Origin of the sequence: Streptomyces sp. NPDC014891 (assembly GCF_043081085.1) — a bacterium.
Lineage (GTDB): Bacteria > Actinomycetota > Actinomycetes > Streptomycetales > Streptomycetaceae > Streptomyces.
Map to the genome: position 1 here is coordinate 332,117 of NZ_JBIBWF010000010.1, position 14,526 is coordinate 346,642.

At 71.6% G+C, this 14,526-nt stretch carries 12 protein-coding genes; 7 read left to right on the top strand and 5 right to left on the bottom strand.

The window, feature by feature from the left end; all coding sequences use genetic code 11:
- The first annotated feature begins 95 nt into the window (after window positions 1-95).
- The 5 genes from ACF09E_RS28115 to ACF09E_RS28135 all read left to right on the top strand — a co-directional run bounded on the left by ACF09E_RS28115 (window position 96) and on the right by ACF09E_RS28135 (window position 5,878).
- Window positions 96-857, top strand: coding sequence for an isoprenyl transferase (locus ACF09E_RS28115; RefSeq protein WP_073909796.1), 762 nt, complete (start codon window positions 96-98; stop codon window positions 855-857).
- A 317-nt stretch (window positions 858-1,174) separates the two neighbouring features.
- On the top strand, window positions 1,175-2,500 hold the full coding sequence (locus ACF09E_RS28120) for a PhoH family protein (protein WP_073909792.1): 1,326 nt from the start codon (window positions 1,175-1,177) through the stop codon (window positions 2,498-2,500).
- 376 nt (window positions 2,501-2,876) lie between these two features.
- Window positions 2,877-3,587 carry a transglycosylase SLT domain-containing protein gene (locus ACF09E_RS28125; protein WP_361861611.1) on the top strand — a complete coding sequence of 237 codons (711 nt, stop codon included), beginning with the start codon at window positions 2,877-2,879 and terminating at the stop codon, window positions 3,585-3,587.
- A gap of 138 nt (window positions 3,588-3,725) precedes the next feature.
- Entirely contained in the window at window positions 3,726-5,195 is a 1,470-nt protein-coding gene (locus ACF09E_RS28130) for an AI-2E family transporter (protein WP_392208054.1), read from the top strand.
- The gene (locus ACF09E_RS28135; protein WP_392208056.1) at window positions 5,192-5,878 is read left to right on the top strand and encodes a hypothetical protein; all 687 of its coding nucleotides are present in this window, start codon (window positions 5,192-5,194) and stop codon (window positions 5,876-5,878) included. The genes ACF09E_RS28130 and ACF09E_RS28135 overlap by 4 nt, the downstream gene beginning before the upstream one ends.
- Before the next feature lie 84 nt (window positions 5,879-5,962).
- Here the strand turns inward: ACF09E_RS28135 and ACF09E_RS28140 are convergent, their stop codons facing one another.
- Both ACF09E_RS28140 and ACF09E_RS28145 read right to left on the bottom strand, forming a co-directional pair.
- Window positions 5,963-6,502: an alkyl hydroperoxide reductase gene (locus tag ACF09E_RS28140; RefSeq protein ID WP_015035886.1), complete on the bottom strand. Its 540-nt coding sequence runs from the start codon at window positions 6,500-6,502 to the stop codon at window positions 5,963-5,965.
- A gap of 6 nt (window positions 6,503-6,508) precedes the next feature.
- Window positions 6,509-7,063, bottom strand: a complete 555-nt coding sequence (locus ACF09E_RS28145) for a peroxiredoxin (RefSeq protein ID WP_073809243.1) — start codon at window positions 7,061-7,063, stop codon at window positions 6,509-6,511.
- Window positions 7,064-7,213: 150 nt separating this feature from the next.
- Between ACF09E_RS28145 and ACF09E_RS28150 the strand changes: the two genes are divergently transcribed.
- Window positions 7,214-8,149 carry a LysR substrate-binding domain-containing protein gene (locus ACF09E_RS28150; protein WP_392208058.1) on the top strand — a complete coding sequence of 312 codons (936 nt, stop codon included), beginning with the start codon at window positions 7,214-7,216 and terminating at the stop codon, window positions 8,147-8,149.
- A 127-nt stretch (window positions 8,150-8,276) separates the two neighbouring features.
- Here the strand turns inward: ACF09E_RS28150 and ACF09E_RS28155 are convergent, their stop codons facing one another.
- From ACF09E_RS28155 to ACF09E_RS28165, 3 genes are read right to left on the bottom strand one after another with little or no spacing between them, the layout of a single operon-like run.
- Window positions 8,277-10,649 (bottom strand): FtsX-like permease family protein, encoded by a 2,373-nt coding sequence (locus ACF09E_RS28155; RefSeq protein ID WP_392208060.1) that lies wholly within the window; start codon window positions 10,647-10,649, stop codon window positions 8,277-8,279.
- Window positions 10,646-11,329 carry an ABC transporter ATP-binding protein gene (locus ACF09E_RS28160; protein WP_392208062.1) on the bottom strand — a complete coding sequence of 228 codons (684 nt, stop codon included), beginning with the start codon at window positions 11,327-11,329 and terminating at the stop codon, window positions 10,646-10,648. Before ACF09E_RS28160 ends, ACF09E_RS28155 begins: the two co-directional genes overlap by 4 nt.
- Entirely contained in the window at window positions 11,326-11,850 is a 525-nt protein-coding gene (locus tag ACF09E_RS28165; protein ID WP_392208064.1) for a PadR family transcriptional regulator, read from the bottom strand. The genes ACF09E_RS28160 and ACF09E_RS28165 overlap by 4 nt, the downstream gene beginning before the upstream one ends.
- Window positions 11,851-12,129: 279 nt before the next feature.
- On the opposite strand from ACF09E_RS28165, the gene ACF09E_RS28170 reads away from it, so the two are divergent.
- A complete protein-coding gene (locus ACF09E_RS28170) occupies window positions 12,130-14,343 on the top strand; it encodes a transglycosylase domain-containing protein (protein WP_392208066.1) in 2,214 nt (737 codons plus the stop codon).
- Window positions 14,344-14,526 lie beyond the last annotated feature (183 nt).

Sequence of the window (14,526 nt, forward strand, 5' to 3'; positions counted from 1 at the left end):
CGGGCTGGGAGCCTGTCGCCCGTGCGCAGTAGTGTGGCGGCTTGCGGACCGCCGCGGCACGGCGGGCCTGCCGCTGCATGGAGAGGTAAAGAACAGTGAACCTGCGCGACCTGGTGTACGGGCTCTACGCACGCCGGGTGGAAGGCCGCCTCGACCATGACCAGGTGCCCAAGCACATCGGGGTCATCCTCGACGGGAACCGCCGCTGGGCCAAGGCCTCCGGCGGGACGCCCGAGCAGGGCCACAAGGCCGGCGCGGACAAGATCCAGGAGCTGCTCGGCTGGTGCGCCGAGACCGACGTCGAGGTCGTCACGCTCTGGATGCTCTCCACGGACAACCTGAACCGGCCGGAGGAGCAGCTCGTCCCGCTGCTCGGCATCATCGAGAACGCCGTGCGGGCGCTGGCCGCCGACGGCCGCTGGCGCGTCCACCACGTCGGCACGATGGACCTGCTCCCCGCCCGTACGCAGTCGGTGCTCAAGGAGGCCGAGCAGTCCACCCACGACAACACGGGGATACTCGTGAACGTGGCCGTGGGCTACGGCGGCCGTCAGGAGATCGCCGACGCGGTCCGCTCGCTGCTCCTGGAGCACGCGGAGCGCGGCACGAGCTTCGAGGAGCTCGCCGAGATCGTCGACGTCGAGCACATCTCGGAGCACCTCTACACCCGCGGCCAGCCCGACCCGGACCTGGTGATCCGCACCAGCGGCGAGCAGCGGCTGTCCGGATTCATGCTGTGGCAGAGCGCCCATTCCGAGTACTACTTCTGTGAGGTCCACTGGCCGGCCTTCCGGAAGGTCGACTTCCTGCGGGCGCTGCGCGACTACGCCGCGCGGCACCGGCGCTACGGGACCTGATCCCCGGATCCGGACGGGCCCCGCGGGGGCCCGGTGACCCGGTCGGAACCGATCACCTCGTGTTCACGAACACGTCGTCATATGCCATGGCATGGCTGAGCCTGTTCGAGGGCATATCCCTGGTGAAGTGAGCGGCACGGAGACCGCCACCCGGGAGGCCCCTTGCACCAGGACGACCGTGCGGGACACGTACGGGAGAAGCGGAGGGCCGTGGTTCGGCCCGTGCACGGTGGCCCGAACCCGGTCCCAATCCGCAGCGACACCGGTTCCGTCGCACCCCGACCTCACAGGGGTCTTCCGAGGGGGTCTGTCCATCCGTGGTGACCAGCACGAAGCGCCGCCTTTCCGACCGGCGCACCTATGTTCTCGACACCAGCGTCCTGCTGGCCGACCCCAACGCCGTCTCCCGGTTCGAGGAGCACGAGGTCGTGCTCCCGATCGTCGTGGTGACGGAGCTTGAGGCCAAGCGGCACCATCCCGAGCTCGGCTACTTCGCCCGGCAGGCCCTGCGCCTCCTGGACGACTTCCGGGTCCGGTACGGACGCCTGGACGCCCCGCTCCCCGTGGGGGACCTGGGCGGCACCCTGCGTGTCGAACTCAACCATTCCGACCCCGGCATCCTGCCCGCCGGCTACAGGTTGGGGGACAACGACTCACGGATCCTCGCGGTCGCGCGCAACCTCCAGGCGGAGGGGTACGACGTCACGGTCGTCTCCAAGGACCTGCCGCTGCGCATCAAGGCCTCGTCGGTCGGGCTCCTCGCCGAGGAGTACCGGGCCGAACTGGCCATCACGGACGCCAACGGCTGGACCGGGATGTCCGACCTGGCGCTCTCCGGCGAGCAGGTCGACCTGCTCTACGACCAGGAGTCGCTGTACGTGCCGGAGGCCGCCGAGCTTCCGGTCCACACGGGCCTGGTGCTCCAGTCCGAGCGGGGCAAGGCGCTCGGCCGGGTCACCGCCGAGGGGAACGTGCGGCTGGTCCGCGGCGACCGGGAGGCCTTCGGGCTCCGCGGCCGCAGCGCGGAGCAGCGGATCGCGCTGGACCTGCTCCTCGACCCGGACGTCGGCATCATCTCCATGGGCGGGCGGGCCGGCACCGGCAAGTCCGCGCTCGCGCTCTGCGCGGGCCTGGAGGCGGTCCTGGAGCGCCGTCAGCACCAGAAGGTGATGGTCTTCCGTCCGCTGTACGCGGTCGGCGGCCAGGAGCTCGGCTACCTGCCGGGCAGCGAGGCGGAGAAGATGAGCCCCTGGGCTCAGGCCGTCTTCGACACGCTGTCCTCGGTCGCGAGCCGCGAGGTGGTGGAGGAGGTCCTCGGCCGCGGGATGCTGGAGGTCCTGCCGCTCACCCACATCCGCGGCCGTTCGCTCCACGACGCGTTCGTCATCGTGGACGAGGCCCAGTCCCTGGAGCGGAACGTCCTCCTGACCGTTCTGTCCCGAATCGGGGCGAATTCGCGGGTCGTTCTGACCCATGACGTCGCCCAGCGCGACAACCTCAGGGTCGGCCGGTACGACGGAGTCGTCGCCGTGGTCGAGAAGCTGAAGGGGCATCCGCTCTTCGCCCACGTCACCCTCACCCGCTCCGAGCGCTCCCAGATCGCGGCGCTCGTGACGGAGATGCTGGAGGACGGTCAGATCTGACCCGATCGGTACGGGTCCGTCCCCGTACGGAAGTTGGCGCCGCCCGGCAGAGCGCAGGAGCTTAGCCGGGCGGCGCCCCCATGTCCGCCTTATCTGCGAAAACACCTACCCCCGCCCAGGTGTGAGCTTTCACACGCAACGCAGAATTGCCTTGCGGTGTCGCCGTCCGGCAGAGTCTTGCTTCCGTCAGGCCCCGCATACGGCACCCGTGCACCTTCAGGCGCACCAGCACCACATAACTCCACAGTCGTTCGCCGTATGCCGCCCACAGCACCACGGGCCCGTGTCTTCTGTGACCGTGTACGTCGGAGACCAGCGCCAGGGGCACGATTTCGCCCGCGTGGTCACCTGTGCGGGCGTGCTGGAAGGAAACCGTGTGAGCCGGATCTCGGTCCGGGGATTCGCGGTGGCTTCGGCCACTGCGGTCACCACCGTCGGCGCCGTCATGGGCGTTGCGTCGGGTAACGCCGCCCAGTCCTCGGACGACAACTTCGAGGCCACCGCGGCCGACACCACGCTGCTCGCGGACATCCCCGTGGGCGAACAGGCCCAGGTACAGGTCTCGTCCCTCTCGGAGCAGGCCGACGTCCAGGCCGCCGCTGCCGACTCCCTCGCCAAGAAGTCCGCGGAGGAGACGGCCCGTCTCCGCGCCGCCAAGGACGCCGAGGCGAAGAAGGAGGCCGCCGACAAGGTCGCCGCCGAGGAGAAGGCCGAGAAGGAGCGCAAGGAGGCCGAGGAGCGCGCCAGCCGTTCCGCGGTCCGCGACGCCTCGACCTTCAGCGCGCAGGGCTCGTACTCCGTGGCCGAGGTCAAGGCGATCGCCCGCCAGATGATCCCGGCCTCGCAGTTCCAGTGCTTCAGCAACATCGTGGACCACGAGTCCACCTGGAACTACAAGGCCGTCAACCCGGGTTCGGGTGCCTACGGTCTCGTCCAGGCGCTCCCCGGCAGCAAGATGGCCAGCGCGGGCGCCGACTGGCAGACCAACCCGGCCACCCAGATCAAGTGGGGCCTCAACTACATGAACAGCCGCTACGGCAGCCCCTGCGGCGCCTGGTCGTTCTGGCAGTCCCACCGCTGGTACTAGAACGGCGTGCTCGACTTCGGGGAGCCCCCCACCGTCCAACGGTGGGGGGCTCCCCGCGTGTAGGTTCACAACTCCACGGATTCCGGGGGGAACGCCGGGGAACGAGTGGGAAAAAGCGAGCGGGGGATGAGGAAAGCGATGTCGAGAGTGCCAGGGTGGCTGGGTCGGCTGGGCGCGAGCCTGAGCCGTATGGGTGAACGCCTCGACGAGCGGCGGGCCGAGGCGGAGCGCGACGATCCGCTGGACCCGTCGTACGAGGAGCCGCAGCGGCGGCGGACGGCCGACGCGCCCCCGGAGGCCGGGCAGACGGCCGGGACCCCGGGCGGCGCCCGCACCGGAGACGCCGACGCCCCGGACGCCGACCCGGACACCGCCGCACCCCTCCCGGAGGCGGCCGCCGCCCCGGCCTCCGTGCCCGCGCCCCCCTCGTACGCCCCCGCCGTCGCCGCCCGGCCCGACCCCGTCGCCGCGATCCCGTGGGGCATGCGGGTCGCCGCCGAGGCGAGCTGGCGCCTGCTCGTCTTCGCCGGCACCGTCTGGGTGCTGATGAAGGTGATCAGCTCCGTCCAGCTGGTCGTCCTCGCCTTCGTCGCCGCGCTGCTCGTCACCGCCCTGCTCCAGCCCACCGTGGCCATGCTCCGCAGGAGGGGCCTGCCCCGCGGGCTCGCGACGGCCGTCACCGCCGTCTCCGGCTTCGTGGTGATGGGCCTGGTCGGCTGGTTCGTGGTGTGGCAGGTGATGGACAACATCGACAACCTGACCGATCGCGTCAAGGACGGCATCGAGGAGCTCAAGCGCTGGGCCCTGGACAGCCCGTTCCACGTGACCGAGCGCCAGATCAACGAGATCGCGAAGAACCTCAGCGACACCATCGGCGCCAACGCCGAGCAGATCACCTCCGTGGGACTCCAGGGCGTCGCCGTCTTCGTCGAGGCGATGACCGGCATCCTGCTCGCCATGTTCTCGACGCTCTTCCTGCTGTACGACGGGAAGAAGGTCTGGGAGTGGACGCTCAAGCTGGTGCCCGCCCAGGCCCGGCCCGGCGTCGCCGGTGCGGGGCCGCGCGCCTGGCGCACCCTCACCGCCTATGTGCGCGGCACGGTGCTCGTCGCCCTGATCGACGCGGTCTTCATCGGCCTCGGACTCTGGTTCCTCGAAGTCCCGATGGCCGTGCCGCTGGCCGTCTTCATCTTCCTCTTCGCGTTCATCCCGCTGGTCGGCGCCGTCGTCTCCGGCGCCCTCGCCGTCGTGGTCGCCCTGGTCACCAACGGCCCGTTCACCGCGCTCATGGTGCTGGTCGTCGTCCTCGCCGTGCAGCAGATCGAGGGCCACGTCCTCCAGCCCTTCATCCTCGGGCGCGCGGTGCGGGTCCACCCGCTGGCCGTCGTCCTCGCGGTCGCGGCCGGCGGCCTGACCGCCGGCATCGGCGGCGCCGTGGTCGCCGTCCCCCTGGTCGCCGTCGTCAACACGGTGGTCGGCTACCTCCGCGCGTACAGCACGGAGCAGGCCCTGCGCAGCGCCCCCGAGCCCCGCGGGGCGACCGCCTACGAGGTCGCGCCGACCCCCGCCCCCGGCACGCTCGCGGGCAAGGCGGAGAAGCGCCCGTGATCTCGGAACCGGAGCTCGACGGCGACACCTCGTACGACACCACGGAGGTCCTGACGGAGGAACAGGCCCGGCGCACGCCCGGCCCCCGCCGCCCGTGGCTGTGGGCGGTCGGCGGCGCGGTGCTGGCGTCGGCGGTGTGGGGCGGCGGGCTCTACGCCTACGAGCAGCGGAAGGAGCCGGGACCCGACCTCGGCGGGTACGCGCCCGTGGAGGGGGAGCTGGGACTCTGCAAGCGCGCGGAGCTCAAGGCGCTGGGCGCCATCCTGGGCAAGCGGACCGTGGACGGATACGGACCGCCGATGGACGAGCCGGCCATCAGCGAGGGCTCCTGCTCGGCCACCTTCGGCCCGGAGGAGGCCAGCCAGACCGTCGAGGTGACGTACACCCTGCACAAGGTGATCGACCCCGGCCACGAGTTCGAGGCCAGGGCCCGGCAGGCCGGCGTCCTGCGGAGGATCGACGGGATCGGCGAACAGGCCTGGTTCGACGACGCGAGCGAGCAGGGCGGGACGCTCTGGGTCCTCGACGGCCAGGCCGAGATCCGGTTGCAGCTGTTCTGGCAGGTGCCCTACGACGAGAACGGGAACCCGGTGCGCGGCGCCGTCGAGCAGCCCGACCTGTCCGGGATCGACGTCCCGATGTCCCAGGACGCGCTCGCCCTCATGGCCCGGCTCAAGGAGTGACCGCGCTGGGGGAGCGACCCCCCGGACACGCCGGAAGGGCCCCGGGGCGCGCAGCCCCGGGGCCCTTCTCCGTACCGTGACGTCCTACTCGGCGGAGGCGAGGACCGCTTCCGCGTCGAGGGTGACGCCGACCGCCTGGATCACCGCGGCGATCTTGACGGCCTCCTGGATCGTGGCGCGGTCGACACCGGCCTGGCGCAGCACCTGCTCGTGCGAGTCGAGGCACTGGCCGCAGCCGTTGATCGCGGACACCGCCAGCGACCACAGCTCGAAGTCGACCTTCTCGACGCCCGGGTTGCCGATGACGTTCATCCGCAGACCGGCGCGCATCGTCCCGTACTCGGGGTCCGACAGCAGGTGACGGGTCCGGTAGAAGACGTTGTTCATCGCCATGATCGCGGCGGCGGACTTGGCCGCCTGGTACGCCTCGGGCTTCAGGTTGGCCTGGGCCTCGGGCTCCAGCTCCTTGAGGACCTTCGGCGAGCGCGAGGCGATCGCGCAGGCGAGGACGGTGCCCCAGAGCTGCTGCTGGGGCAGCTCGCTGTTGCCGATGACCGAACCGAGGTTCAGCTTCAGGTCCTTGGCGAAGTCCGGTATGGCGGACTTCAGTTCGTCGAGAGCCATGTCAGATCACTCGCCCGACAGGAGCGCGGCCGCGTCGAGGGTGCCCTCGCCCTTGTTCCAGTTGCAGGGGCACAGCTCGTCGGTCTGCAGGGCGTCGAGGACCCGCAGGACCTCCTTGGGGTTACGGCCGACGGAGCCGGCGGTCACCATGGTGAACTGGATCTCGTTGTTCGGGTCGACGATGAAGACGGCACGCTGGGCGAAGCCGTCCTCGCCGCGGACGCCGCAGTCGCTCATGAGCTCGTGCTTCGAGTCGGCCAGCATCGGGAAGGGCAGGTCACGCAGGTCGGCGTGGTCCTTGCGCCAGGCGTGGTGGACGAACTCGGAGTCGCCGGAGACGCCGAGGATCTGGGCGTCGCGGTCCGCGAACTCGTCGTTCAGCTTGCCGAACGCGGCGATCTCGGTGGGGCAGACGAAGGTGAAGTCCTTCGGCCAGAAGAACACCACGCGCCACTTGCCCTCGTAGGCCTTGTGGTCGATCTGCTCGAACTCCTTGCCGCTCTCCAGCGACACGCAGGCGGTCAGGTCGTAGGCGGGGAACTTGTCACCGACAGTGAGCACGCGCTCTCCTTGCGAACAGGAAGGGTCCCTTTTGAGGTCTTCCGTGGGGGTTGGACGGCTCACAGCATGGCACGGAGTGCATTGATCAGTGAAATAGCTAGAGTGGGTCGTGTTGATCGAAGGTGGTTATCAGTGATCCCGGCACGACGTGTGAAACAACCCAGCCTCTCCCAGCTCAGAGCCTTCGCGGCGGTGGCCGAGCATCTGCACTTCCGCGACGCGGCGGCCGCCATCGGCATGAGCCAACCCGCCCTCTCGGGCGCGGTTTCGGCACTCGAAGAGGCACTCGGTGTCCAACTCCTCGAGCGTACGACGCGGAAGGTGCTGCTCTCGCCGGCGGGGGAGCGGCTCGCCGTCCGCGCCCGGGGGGTCCTCGGCGCGGTCTCGGAGCTGATGGAGGAGGCGGAGGCGGCCCAGGCCCCGTTCACCGGGGTGCTGCGGCTCGGGGTGATCCCGACGGTCGCCCCCTACCTGCTGCCCACGGTGCTGCGGCTGGTCCACCGCCGCTACCCGGACCTCGACCTCCAGGTCCACGAGGAGCAGACCTCCTCGCTGCTGGAGGGGCTGGCGGCCGGACGCCTCGACCTGCTGCTCCTCGCCGTGCCCCTCGGCGTCCCCGGGGTCACCGAACTGCCCCTCTTCGACGAGGACTTCGTCCTGGTCACCCCGCAGGGCCATCCGCTCGCCGGCCGGGACGACATCCCGCGCGAGGCCCTCAGGGAACTGCGGCTGCTGCTCCTCGACGAGGGGCACTGCCTGCGCGACCAGGCGCTCGACATCTGCCGCGAGGCCGGGCGCGCGGACGGCGCCGAGGTCACCACCACCGCGGCGGGGCTCTCCACCCTCGTGCAGCTGGTGGCCGGCGGACTGGGGGTGACCCTGCTGCCGCGCACCGCGGTCACCGTCGAGACCGCCCGCAACAACGCCCTGTGGACGGGGCTCTTCACCGAACCGGCGCCCGCCCGGCGGATCGCCCTCGCCATGCGCACCGGCGCGGCCCGGCACGCCGAGTTCGAGGAACTCGCGACGGAACTGCGCGGGGCGATGCGCGGACTGCCCGTACGGGTGCTGGACGGCGACGGCTGAGCGCCCGTACGCGCGGGGCGGTTCCCGGGAACCCGCCCGCGCGCCGGGCCGGCACGGCGGACGGCGGCTCCCGATACCCCCCGGTATCGGGAACCGCCGCCCCCTGCTCGTACATCCGCCCGGAGGGTTACTCCGTGCGCAGCCCGTCCGCCCGCATCAGGCGCCAGAGGACGGGCATGCTCAGCAGCGTCACGGCCGCGATCAGACCGAGACCGATCCCGACGACGGGCAGGAAGGCCCACCAGTCCCGGACCTGCTGACCGCCCATCCCCAGCAGCACCACCCCCAGGCCGGTCCCGCCCACGACCGACAGGACCAGGCCGACGGTGATCGGCACCGCCGTCTGCCAGAGCACCGACCAGCTCAGGGTGGACCGCCGGGTGCCGAAGGCGACCAGCGAGGACAGCAGCCGCCTGCGGTCCCTGAGCTGCTCCAGGGTCGCGACCAGCAGGGAGGCCGCCACCAGCAGCATCGTCAGGGTGGAGCCGACCAGGATGCCGGTGCGGACGCTGCCGAACGCGGCGTCCCGCTCGGTCTCCGCGAGGGTGCGGACCCAGGACGTCGGGTCGATCTCCTCCGCGGTGTTCCGCACGTGGTCGGCGGCGTCGGGCACGGCGGGGTCGAGCCGGACCATGGCCTGCGCGTCGGGATCGTCGAGCCGGGCGGCGTCGATCGCCGTCGGGGTGGCGAGGACCCCGTACTGGTGCATGCCTGTCGGGTCCGGGCGGGAGTCCACGACCCGCGCCGTGGCAGGGATCCGCCACTGCGGCGGCGGGCCGTCCCCGGCGCGCTGCGGCTCGCTCGGGTGCGGATGCGGGTCGCGCAGCGCGACCGCGGCGCCCGGTCGGGCCGCCCTCGTGACGAAGGAGTCGTCGGGGCTGCCCTGTGCGCCGTGCGCCAGGAGGACGAACACGTCGCCGTCCTTGCAGGAGGGCAGTGTGGCGAACTCGGCGAGGGAGGCGCAGTCGCCGACCCTGAGCGCGCTCATCGGGGCGTACCCCTCGCCCTGCTTGAGGGGCCCGGGGCGCCACACGTGCGACTCGACGATCCCGACGACGTCCCGGACGCCCTCGGTCCGCTCGAAGCGGGCGATCGTCCCGCGCGCCGCGTCGGCGGATCCGGCGTCGACACCGACGACGATCTCCGCGCGGGACACGTCCTGGCCCGTGCCCCGGGTGAAGTCGTTCTCCATCGCCTGGAAGAGCATCTGGAGCGCGATCGCGCCCGTCGCCGCGACGACGATGCCGCTGACGGCGCGGGCCGCCGTGCCGCTGCTCAGCTGGAGCCGGCGGACGGCCAGCTGCCAGGCCACGGGTCCGGCGTGCAGCCGCTTCACCCCGGCCTCCACGAGCCACGGGAGCAGCGTCGTCAGGCCGATCAGGGCGAGGGTGGTGCCGGCCGCCACGCCCACGGTGTCGATGCTCGCCTCGGTCACCCGCACGTCGCCCATGAGCGGGACGAGCAGGGCGGCGCCCGCCGCGAGGAGCAGCAGGCGCCACCAGAGGCGCCGGCGGCGGGGGGTGGAGGTCCGGACCACCCCGAGCGGCTCGACGACCACTCCGCGCATCGCGACGAGGGTGACCACCACGGAGGAGACCGGGACGGCGACGAGGGCGAGCGCGGCGAGCGCGGTCATCGGCACGACGTCGGCGGGGTACGCGTTGACGTCCCAGATGGTGAACGCCCCGGCGAACCGGCGGGCCGCCGCGAACAGTCCGATGCCCACGAGGAGGCCCAGCAGCGAGCCCGCGAGGGACTCGCCGGCCGCGATCCGCCGGATCATGGCGGTGTCGGCGCCGACGAGGCGGAGGGCCGCGAGGCGCCGGTCGCGCTGCTCGCCGCCGAAGCGGACGGCGGTGGCGATGAAGACGAGGACCGGTAGCAGCAGGACGACGCAGGCGACGACGACGAGCAGGATCAGGAACGCGTTCATCGGTTCCTCGGGCACCGACCAGCCGTAGCGCACGCCGCGCCCGTCGTAGTTGTCGGTGGTGAGGAAGCCGACGTGGGCGACGTACCGCAGCTCGGCGGGCCCGATGAGGCCCTCCGGTCCGATGGTCCCGCCGATCCGGTAGGGGAGGCGCTCCTTGAGGAGGGCGCCCTCGGGGGAGTCGAGCAGCTCGCGGAGCGCGGGGGAGACCAGCATCTCGCCGCGCGCGGGGAACGCCGCGGCGCCCGGCGGGACCGCCGGGCGGTCGCCCTCCGGCCGCAGCAGCAGGCCGCTGACCACGTCGTCGCGGTAGATCGTGGTCCTGCCGAGGTGGAGGAAGGAGTCGGGGCGCGGCGCGTCGACCCGCCCGCTGCCGTCGACGGCGCGGACGGACTCGCGGACCTCCCGCTGGAAGAGCATGTTCGGCAGGGAGGAGGCGAGCAGCAGCAGGGCCACGCCGAAGCCGACCCCGGTCGCGGTGAGCAGGGTGCGCAGGCGGCCCGACCGGCCTCCGGCGACCGAGAACCGCGCGCCGAGCGCCAGGTCGCGGAGCCGGGTGCGGAGCGTCATGCCGCCCACTCCGCGTCCCGCACCGCTCCGTCGCGCACGACGATCTCGCGGTCCGAGTAGGCGGCGACGCGGGCCTCGTGGGTGACGAGGACGACGGCGGCGCCGGTGTCCCGGGAGGCGTCGGTGAGGAGTCGCATGACCCGCTCGCCGTTGAGGGAGTCGAGGGCGCCGGTCGGTTCGTCGGCGAAGATCACCCGCGGGGCGGTGACGAGCGCGCGGGCGACGGCGACGCGCTGGCCCTGACCGCCGGATATCTCGCCGGGGCGCTTGTGCGCGGTGTCGTCGATCTCCAGGCGGGCCAGCCACTCGGTGGCCCGCGCCTCGGCTGCCCTGCGCTTCTCGCCGTTGAGGCGGAGGGGGAGGGCGACGTTCTCGACGCAGGTCAGCTCGGGGACGAGCTGGCCGAACTGGAAGACGAATCCGAAGTCGGTGCGGCGCAGGGAGCTGCGTGCCGTGTCGGACAGGGCGGTCAGCTCGCGTCCGTCGTAGGTGATGACGCCCGCGTCGGGGCGCACGATTCCGGCGAGGCAGTGCAGCAGGGTCGACTTCCCGGAGCCCGAGGGGCCCATGACGGCCACGACCTCGCCGGCCCGGAGCGCGAAGGAGGCGCCGGCCAGTGCCGTGGTGGGGCCGTAGGCCTTGTCGAGGCCGGTGGCCGTGAGGAGCGGGGCGGAGGTCATCGGCGGACCTCCTCGGCGAGCCGGTCGAGGCGGGCGGCGGTCAGCTCCAGCCAGCGCAGGTCCGCCTCCAGGTGGAAGAGGGCGTGGTCGCAGATGAGCTGGTCGGCGAGGTCGCCGTCCCGCTTGCGCCGGGTGAGCTCGCGCATCAGGCGCAGGTGCTCGGCCCGCTGGGTGTCGAGGAGCCCTTCGGCGCCGCGGCCGGTGAGCAGGGCCAGGACGACCTTGGTGTAGAGCGTCGACTGGAGGTAGGGCTCGGGCTTCTCGGGGGTGGCGAGCCACTGGGCGACATCGGTGATGCCCGCCTCGGTGATGGCGTACCGCTTCCGCTCCGGGCCGCCGCCCGCCTCGATGCCGTCGACGACGACGAGGCCGTTCTTCAGGAGCCGGGACATGGTCGAGTAGACCTGGCCGTAGTGCAGCGGCCGGTCGTGGCCGAACTTCTCGTCGAAGGCGCGCTTGAGGTCGTAACCGTGGCGCGGGCCGGACTCCAGGAGCCCCAGGAGGGTGTGACCGATGGACATGGCGGCCACTGTACACGGGATGTATACCTACGGTGTATAGCCGTGTGTCGTGCGCCGGGGAGAACCCGACACGAAGCGGAACCATCCCCTCACGCAACCATCGGCCCCGTCCGCGCGTCGGTTCCTCTGGGCATGGGTGCTGATTCTCACGTCCGGAAAAGGCGTGATCGGTTGTTCTTTGTCTGCATCGTCGGTGTTAGCTGGCTAGCTGACCCGATCCGGCGCGGGGACACGGGCCGAGGCACGCCGGGACACACGACGAGCGGAGCGACACGACACATGGGCGGACCGGACAAGAGCAAGGCGAAGAAACGCGGCCTGCGCCGCCTCTTCACCTGGAAGAAGCTCCTGGGCACCTTCTTCGTGGCCTGCCTGCTCGCCATGGGCGCCCTGTACGTCGTCTACCTCATGGTCCCGGTGCCGACGGCCAACGCCGAGGCGACGATGCAGAGCAACATCTACAAGTACTCCAACGGCAAGGTCCTCGCCCGCACCGGCCGGATCAACCGCGAGATCGTCGGCCTCGACCGGATCCCCGCGCAGGTCCAGAAGGCCTTCGTCGCCGCGGAGAACAAGACCTTCTACAAGGACAACGGCGTCGACATCAAGGGCACCACGCGCGCCGCCTGGTCCACCATCACCGGCAAGGGCAAGCAGGGTGGTTCGACCATCACCCAGCAGTACGTCAAGAACTTCTACCTGAGCCAGGACCAGACCGCGACGCGCAAGCTCAAGGAGATGGTCATCGCCATCAAGGTCGACCGGCAGTCGACCAAGAGCGAGATCCTCGCCGGGTACATGAACACCAGCTACTACGGCCGCAGCGCCTACGGCATACAGGCGGCGGCCCGCTCGTACTACGGCGTCGACGCCACCCGCCTCACCACCGCCCAGGGCGCCTACCTCGCCTCGCTGCTCCAGGCGCCCAACCAGTACGACTGGACCTCCGCCAGCAGCACCGGCCGCAAGCTCGTCGAGGAGCGGTGGAACTACGTCCTCGACAACATGGTCGGCGAGGGCTGGCTCTCCCCGTCCGAGCGGGCCGGCATGAAGTTCCCCGTCCCGCAGAAGCCCAAGCCGCTCCCCGGCATGGAGGGCCAGACCGGCTACATCGTCGAGGCCGCCAACCAGGAGCTGATGCGCCAGGGCGTCAGCGAGGAGGACATCAAGGCCGGCGGCTGGACCATCACGCTCTCCATCGACGAGAAGCGGCAGAAGGCCCTCGTCAAGGCCGTCGACCGGCAGCTGGAGGCCAAGCTCGACCGCAAGGGCGACAAGAAGGACGCGACCGTCCAGGCGGGCGCCACCTCCGTCGACCCCAAGACCGGGGACGTCGTCGCCCTGTACGGCGGCGTCGGCGCCACCGAGCACTGGACGTCCAACGCGACCCGCCGCGACTACCAGCCCGCCTCCACCTTCAAGCCGATCGTCCTCGCCTCCGCGCTCGACAACCGCTCCGTCACCCAGGACGGCCGGGAGATCGCCCTCGGCACGGTCTACGACGGCACCAGCCGGCGCGAGGTCGTCGGCAGCGACATCCCCTTCTCCCCGGAGAACGAGGACGACCGGAGCTACGGCCCCGTCACCGTCCAGAAGGGCACCAACAGCTCGATCAACTCCGTCTTCGCGCAGATGATCGTCGACGTCGGCCCCGCCAGGACCAAGAAGACCGCCCTCTCCCTCGGCATGAAGGACGGCGCGGACTTCGGCGAGACCCCCGCCATGTCGCTCGGCACCATGGGCGCCTCCACGATGGACATGGCCGGCGTCTACGCCACCCTCGACAACCACGGCAAGAAGGTCATTCCGACCCTCGTGAAGGCCGCCGAGCACCGGGACCGCACGCTCTCCCCCGCCAAGGGGATCGGCGAACAGGTCATCAGCCGCAAGGCGGCCGACACCGTCACCAAGGCCATGACGGGCGTCGTCCAGAACGGCTCCGGCTTCCGTGCCGCCGGCGACTACGAGGCCGCGGGCAAGACCGGCACCTCCGAGAACAACCGCTCCGCCTGGTTCGTCGGCTACACCCCCGAACTCGTCACCGCGGTCGCTCTCTTCGGCGAGGACGCCAAGGGCAACCAGGTCACCCTCACCAACACCATCAACGAGGGCCGCGCCAACGGCGGACGCACGCCGGCCCAGATCTGGGGCGACTACACCGAGCGCGCCCTCGGCGGCGGCTCCGACGCCTCCTTCGACCTGGAGACCGAGGGCGCGGGCGACATCGGCCCGGATCCGTCGCCCAGCGGCAGCACCGAGCCGACCGAGGAGCCGACCGAGGAGCCCACGGAGGAGCCGACGACGCGGTCCCCGGACCCGACGCCCCCGCCGACCTCCACGGCCACCACGCCGGCCGAGCCGACGCGCGACCCGGCCACGACGCCGCCGGAGCCCACGACCGCCCCGCCGGTCACCGACGAGCCGTCACCGCCGCCGTCCATCGAACCGCCCGACCCGGGCGGCAGCCAGGGCACCGACGGCCCGCGGCGGTAGCACCGCGGCCACCGACCGGCGAAGGGCCGGACCCCCTCAGGGGTCCGGCCCTTCCGCACGTCCGCCGCGGCCCGACGGGCCGAGGACCGCCCGGGGCCGCTACGAACGGCCCGGCGGGCTGCGTACGACCCGGCGCCGCGAACGGCCCGGGTCTGCCACGTACCGCCCGGGGCCGCCGCGAAC

Coding starts and splice junctions, on each gene's coding strand:
- ACF09E_RS28130 (WP_392208054.1), top strand. CDS start 3,726: ATGTCGAGAGTGCCAGGGTGGCTGGGTCGGCTGGGCGCGAGCCTGAGC.
- ACF09E_RS28140 (WP_015035886.1), bottom strand. CDS start 6,502: ATGGCTCTCGACGAACTGAAGTCCGCCATACCGGACTTCGCCAAGGAC.
- ACF09E_RS28155 (WP_392208060.1), bottom strand. CDS start 10,649: ATGACGCTCCGCACCCGGCTCCGCGACCTGGCGCTCGGCGCGCGGTTC.
- ACF09E_RS28160 (WP_392208062.1), bottom strand. CDS start 11,329: ATGACCTCCGCCCCGCTCCTCACGGCCACCGGCCTCGACAAGGCCTAC.
- ACF09E_RS28165 (WP_392208064.1), bottom strand. CDS start 11,850: ATGTCCATCGGTCACACCCTCCTGGGGCTCCTGGAGTCCGGCCCGCGC.
- ACF09E_RS28170 (WP_392208066.1), top strand. CDS start 12,130: ATGGGCGGACCGGACAAGAGCAAGGCGAAGAAACGCGGCCTGCGCCGC.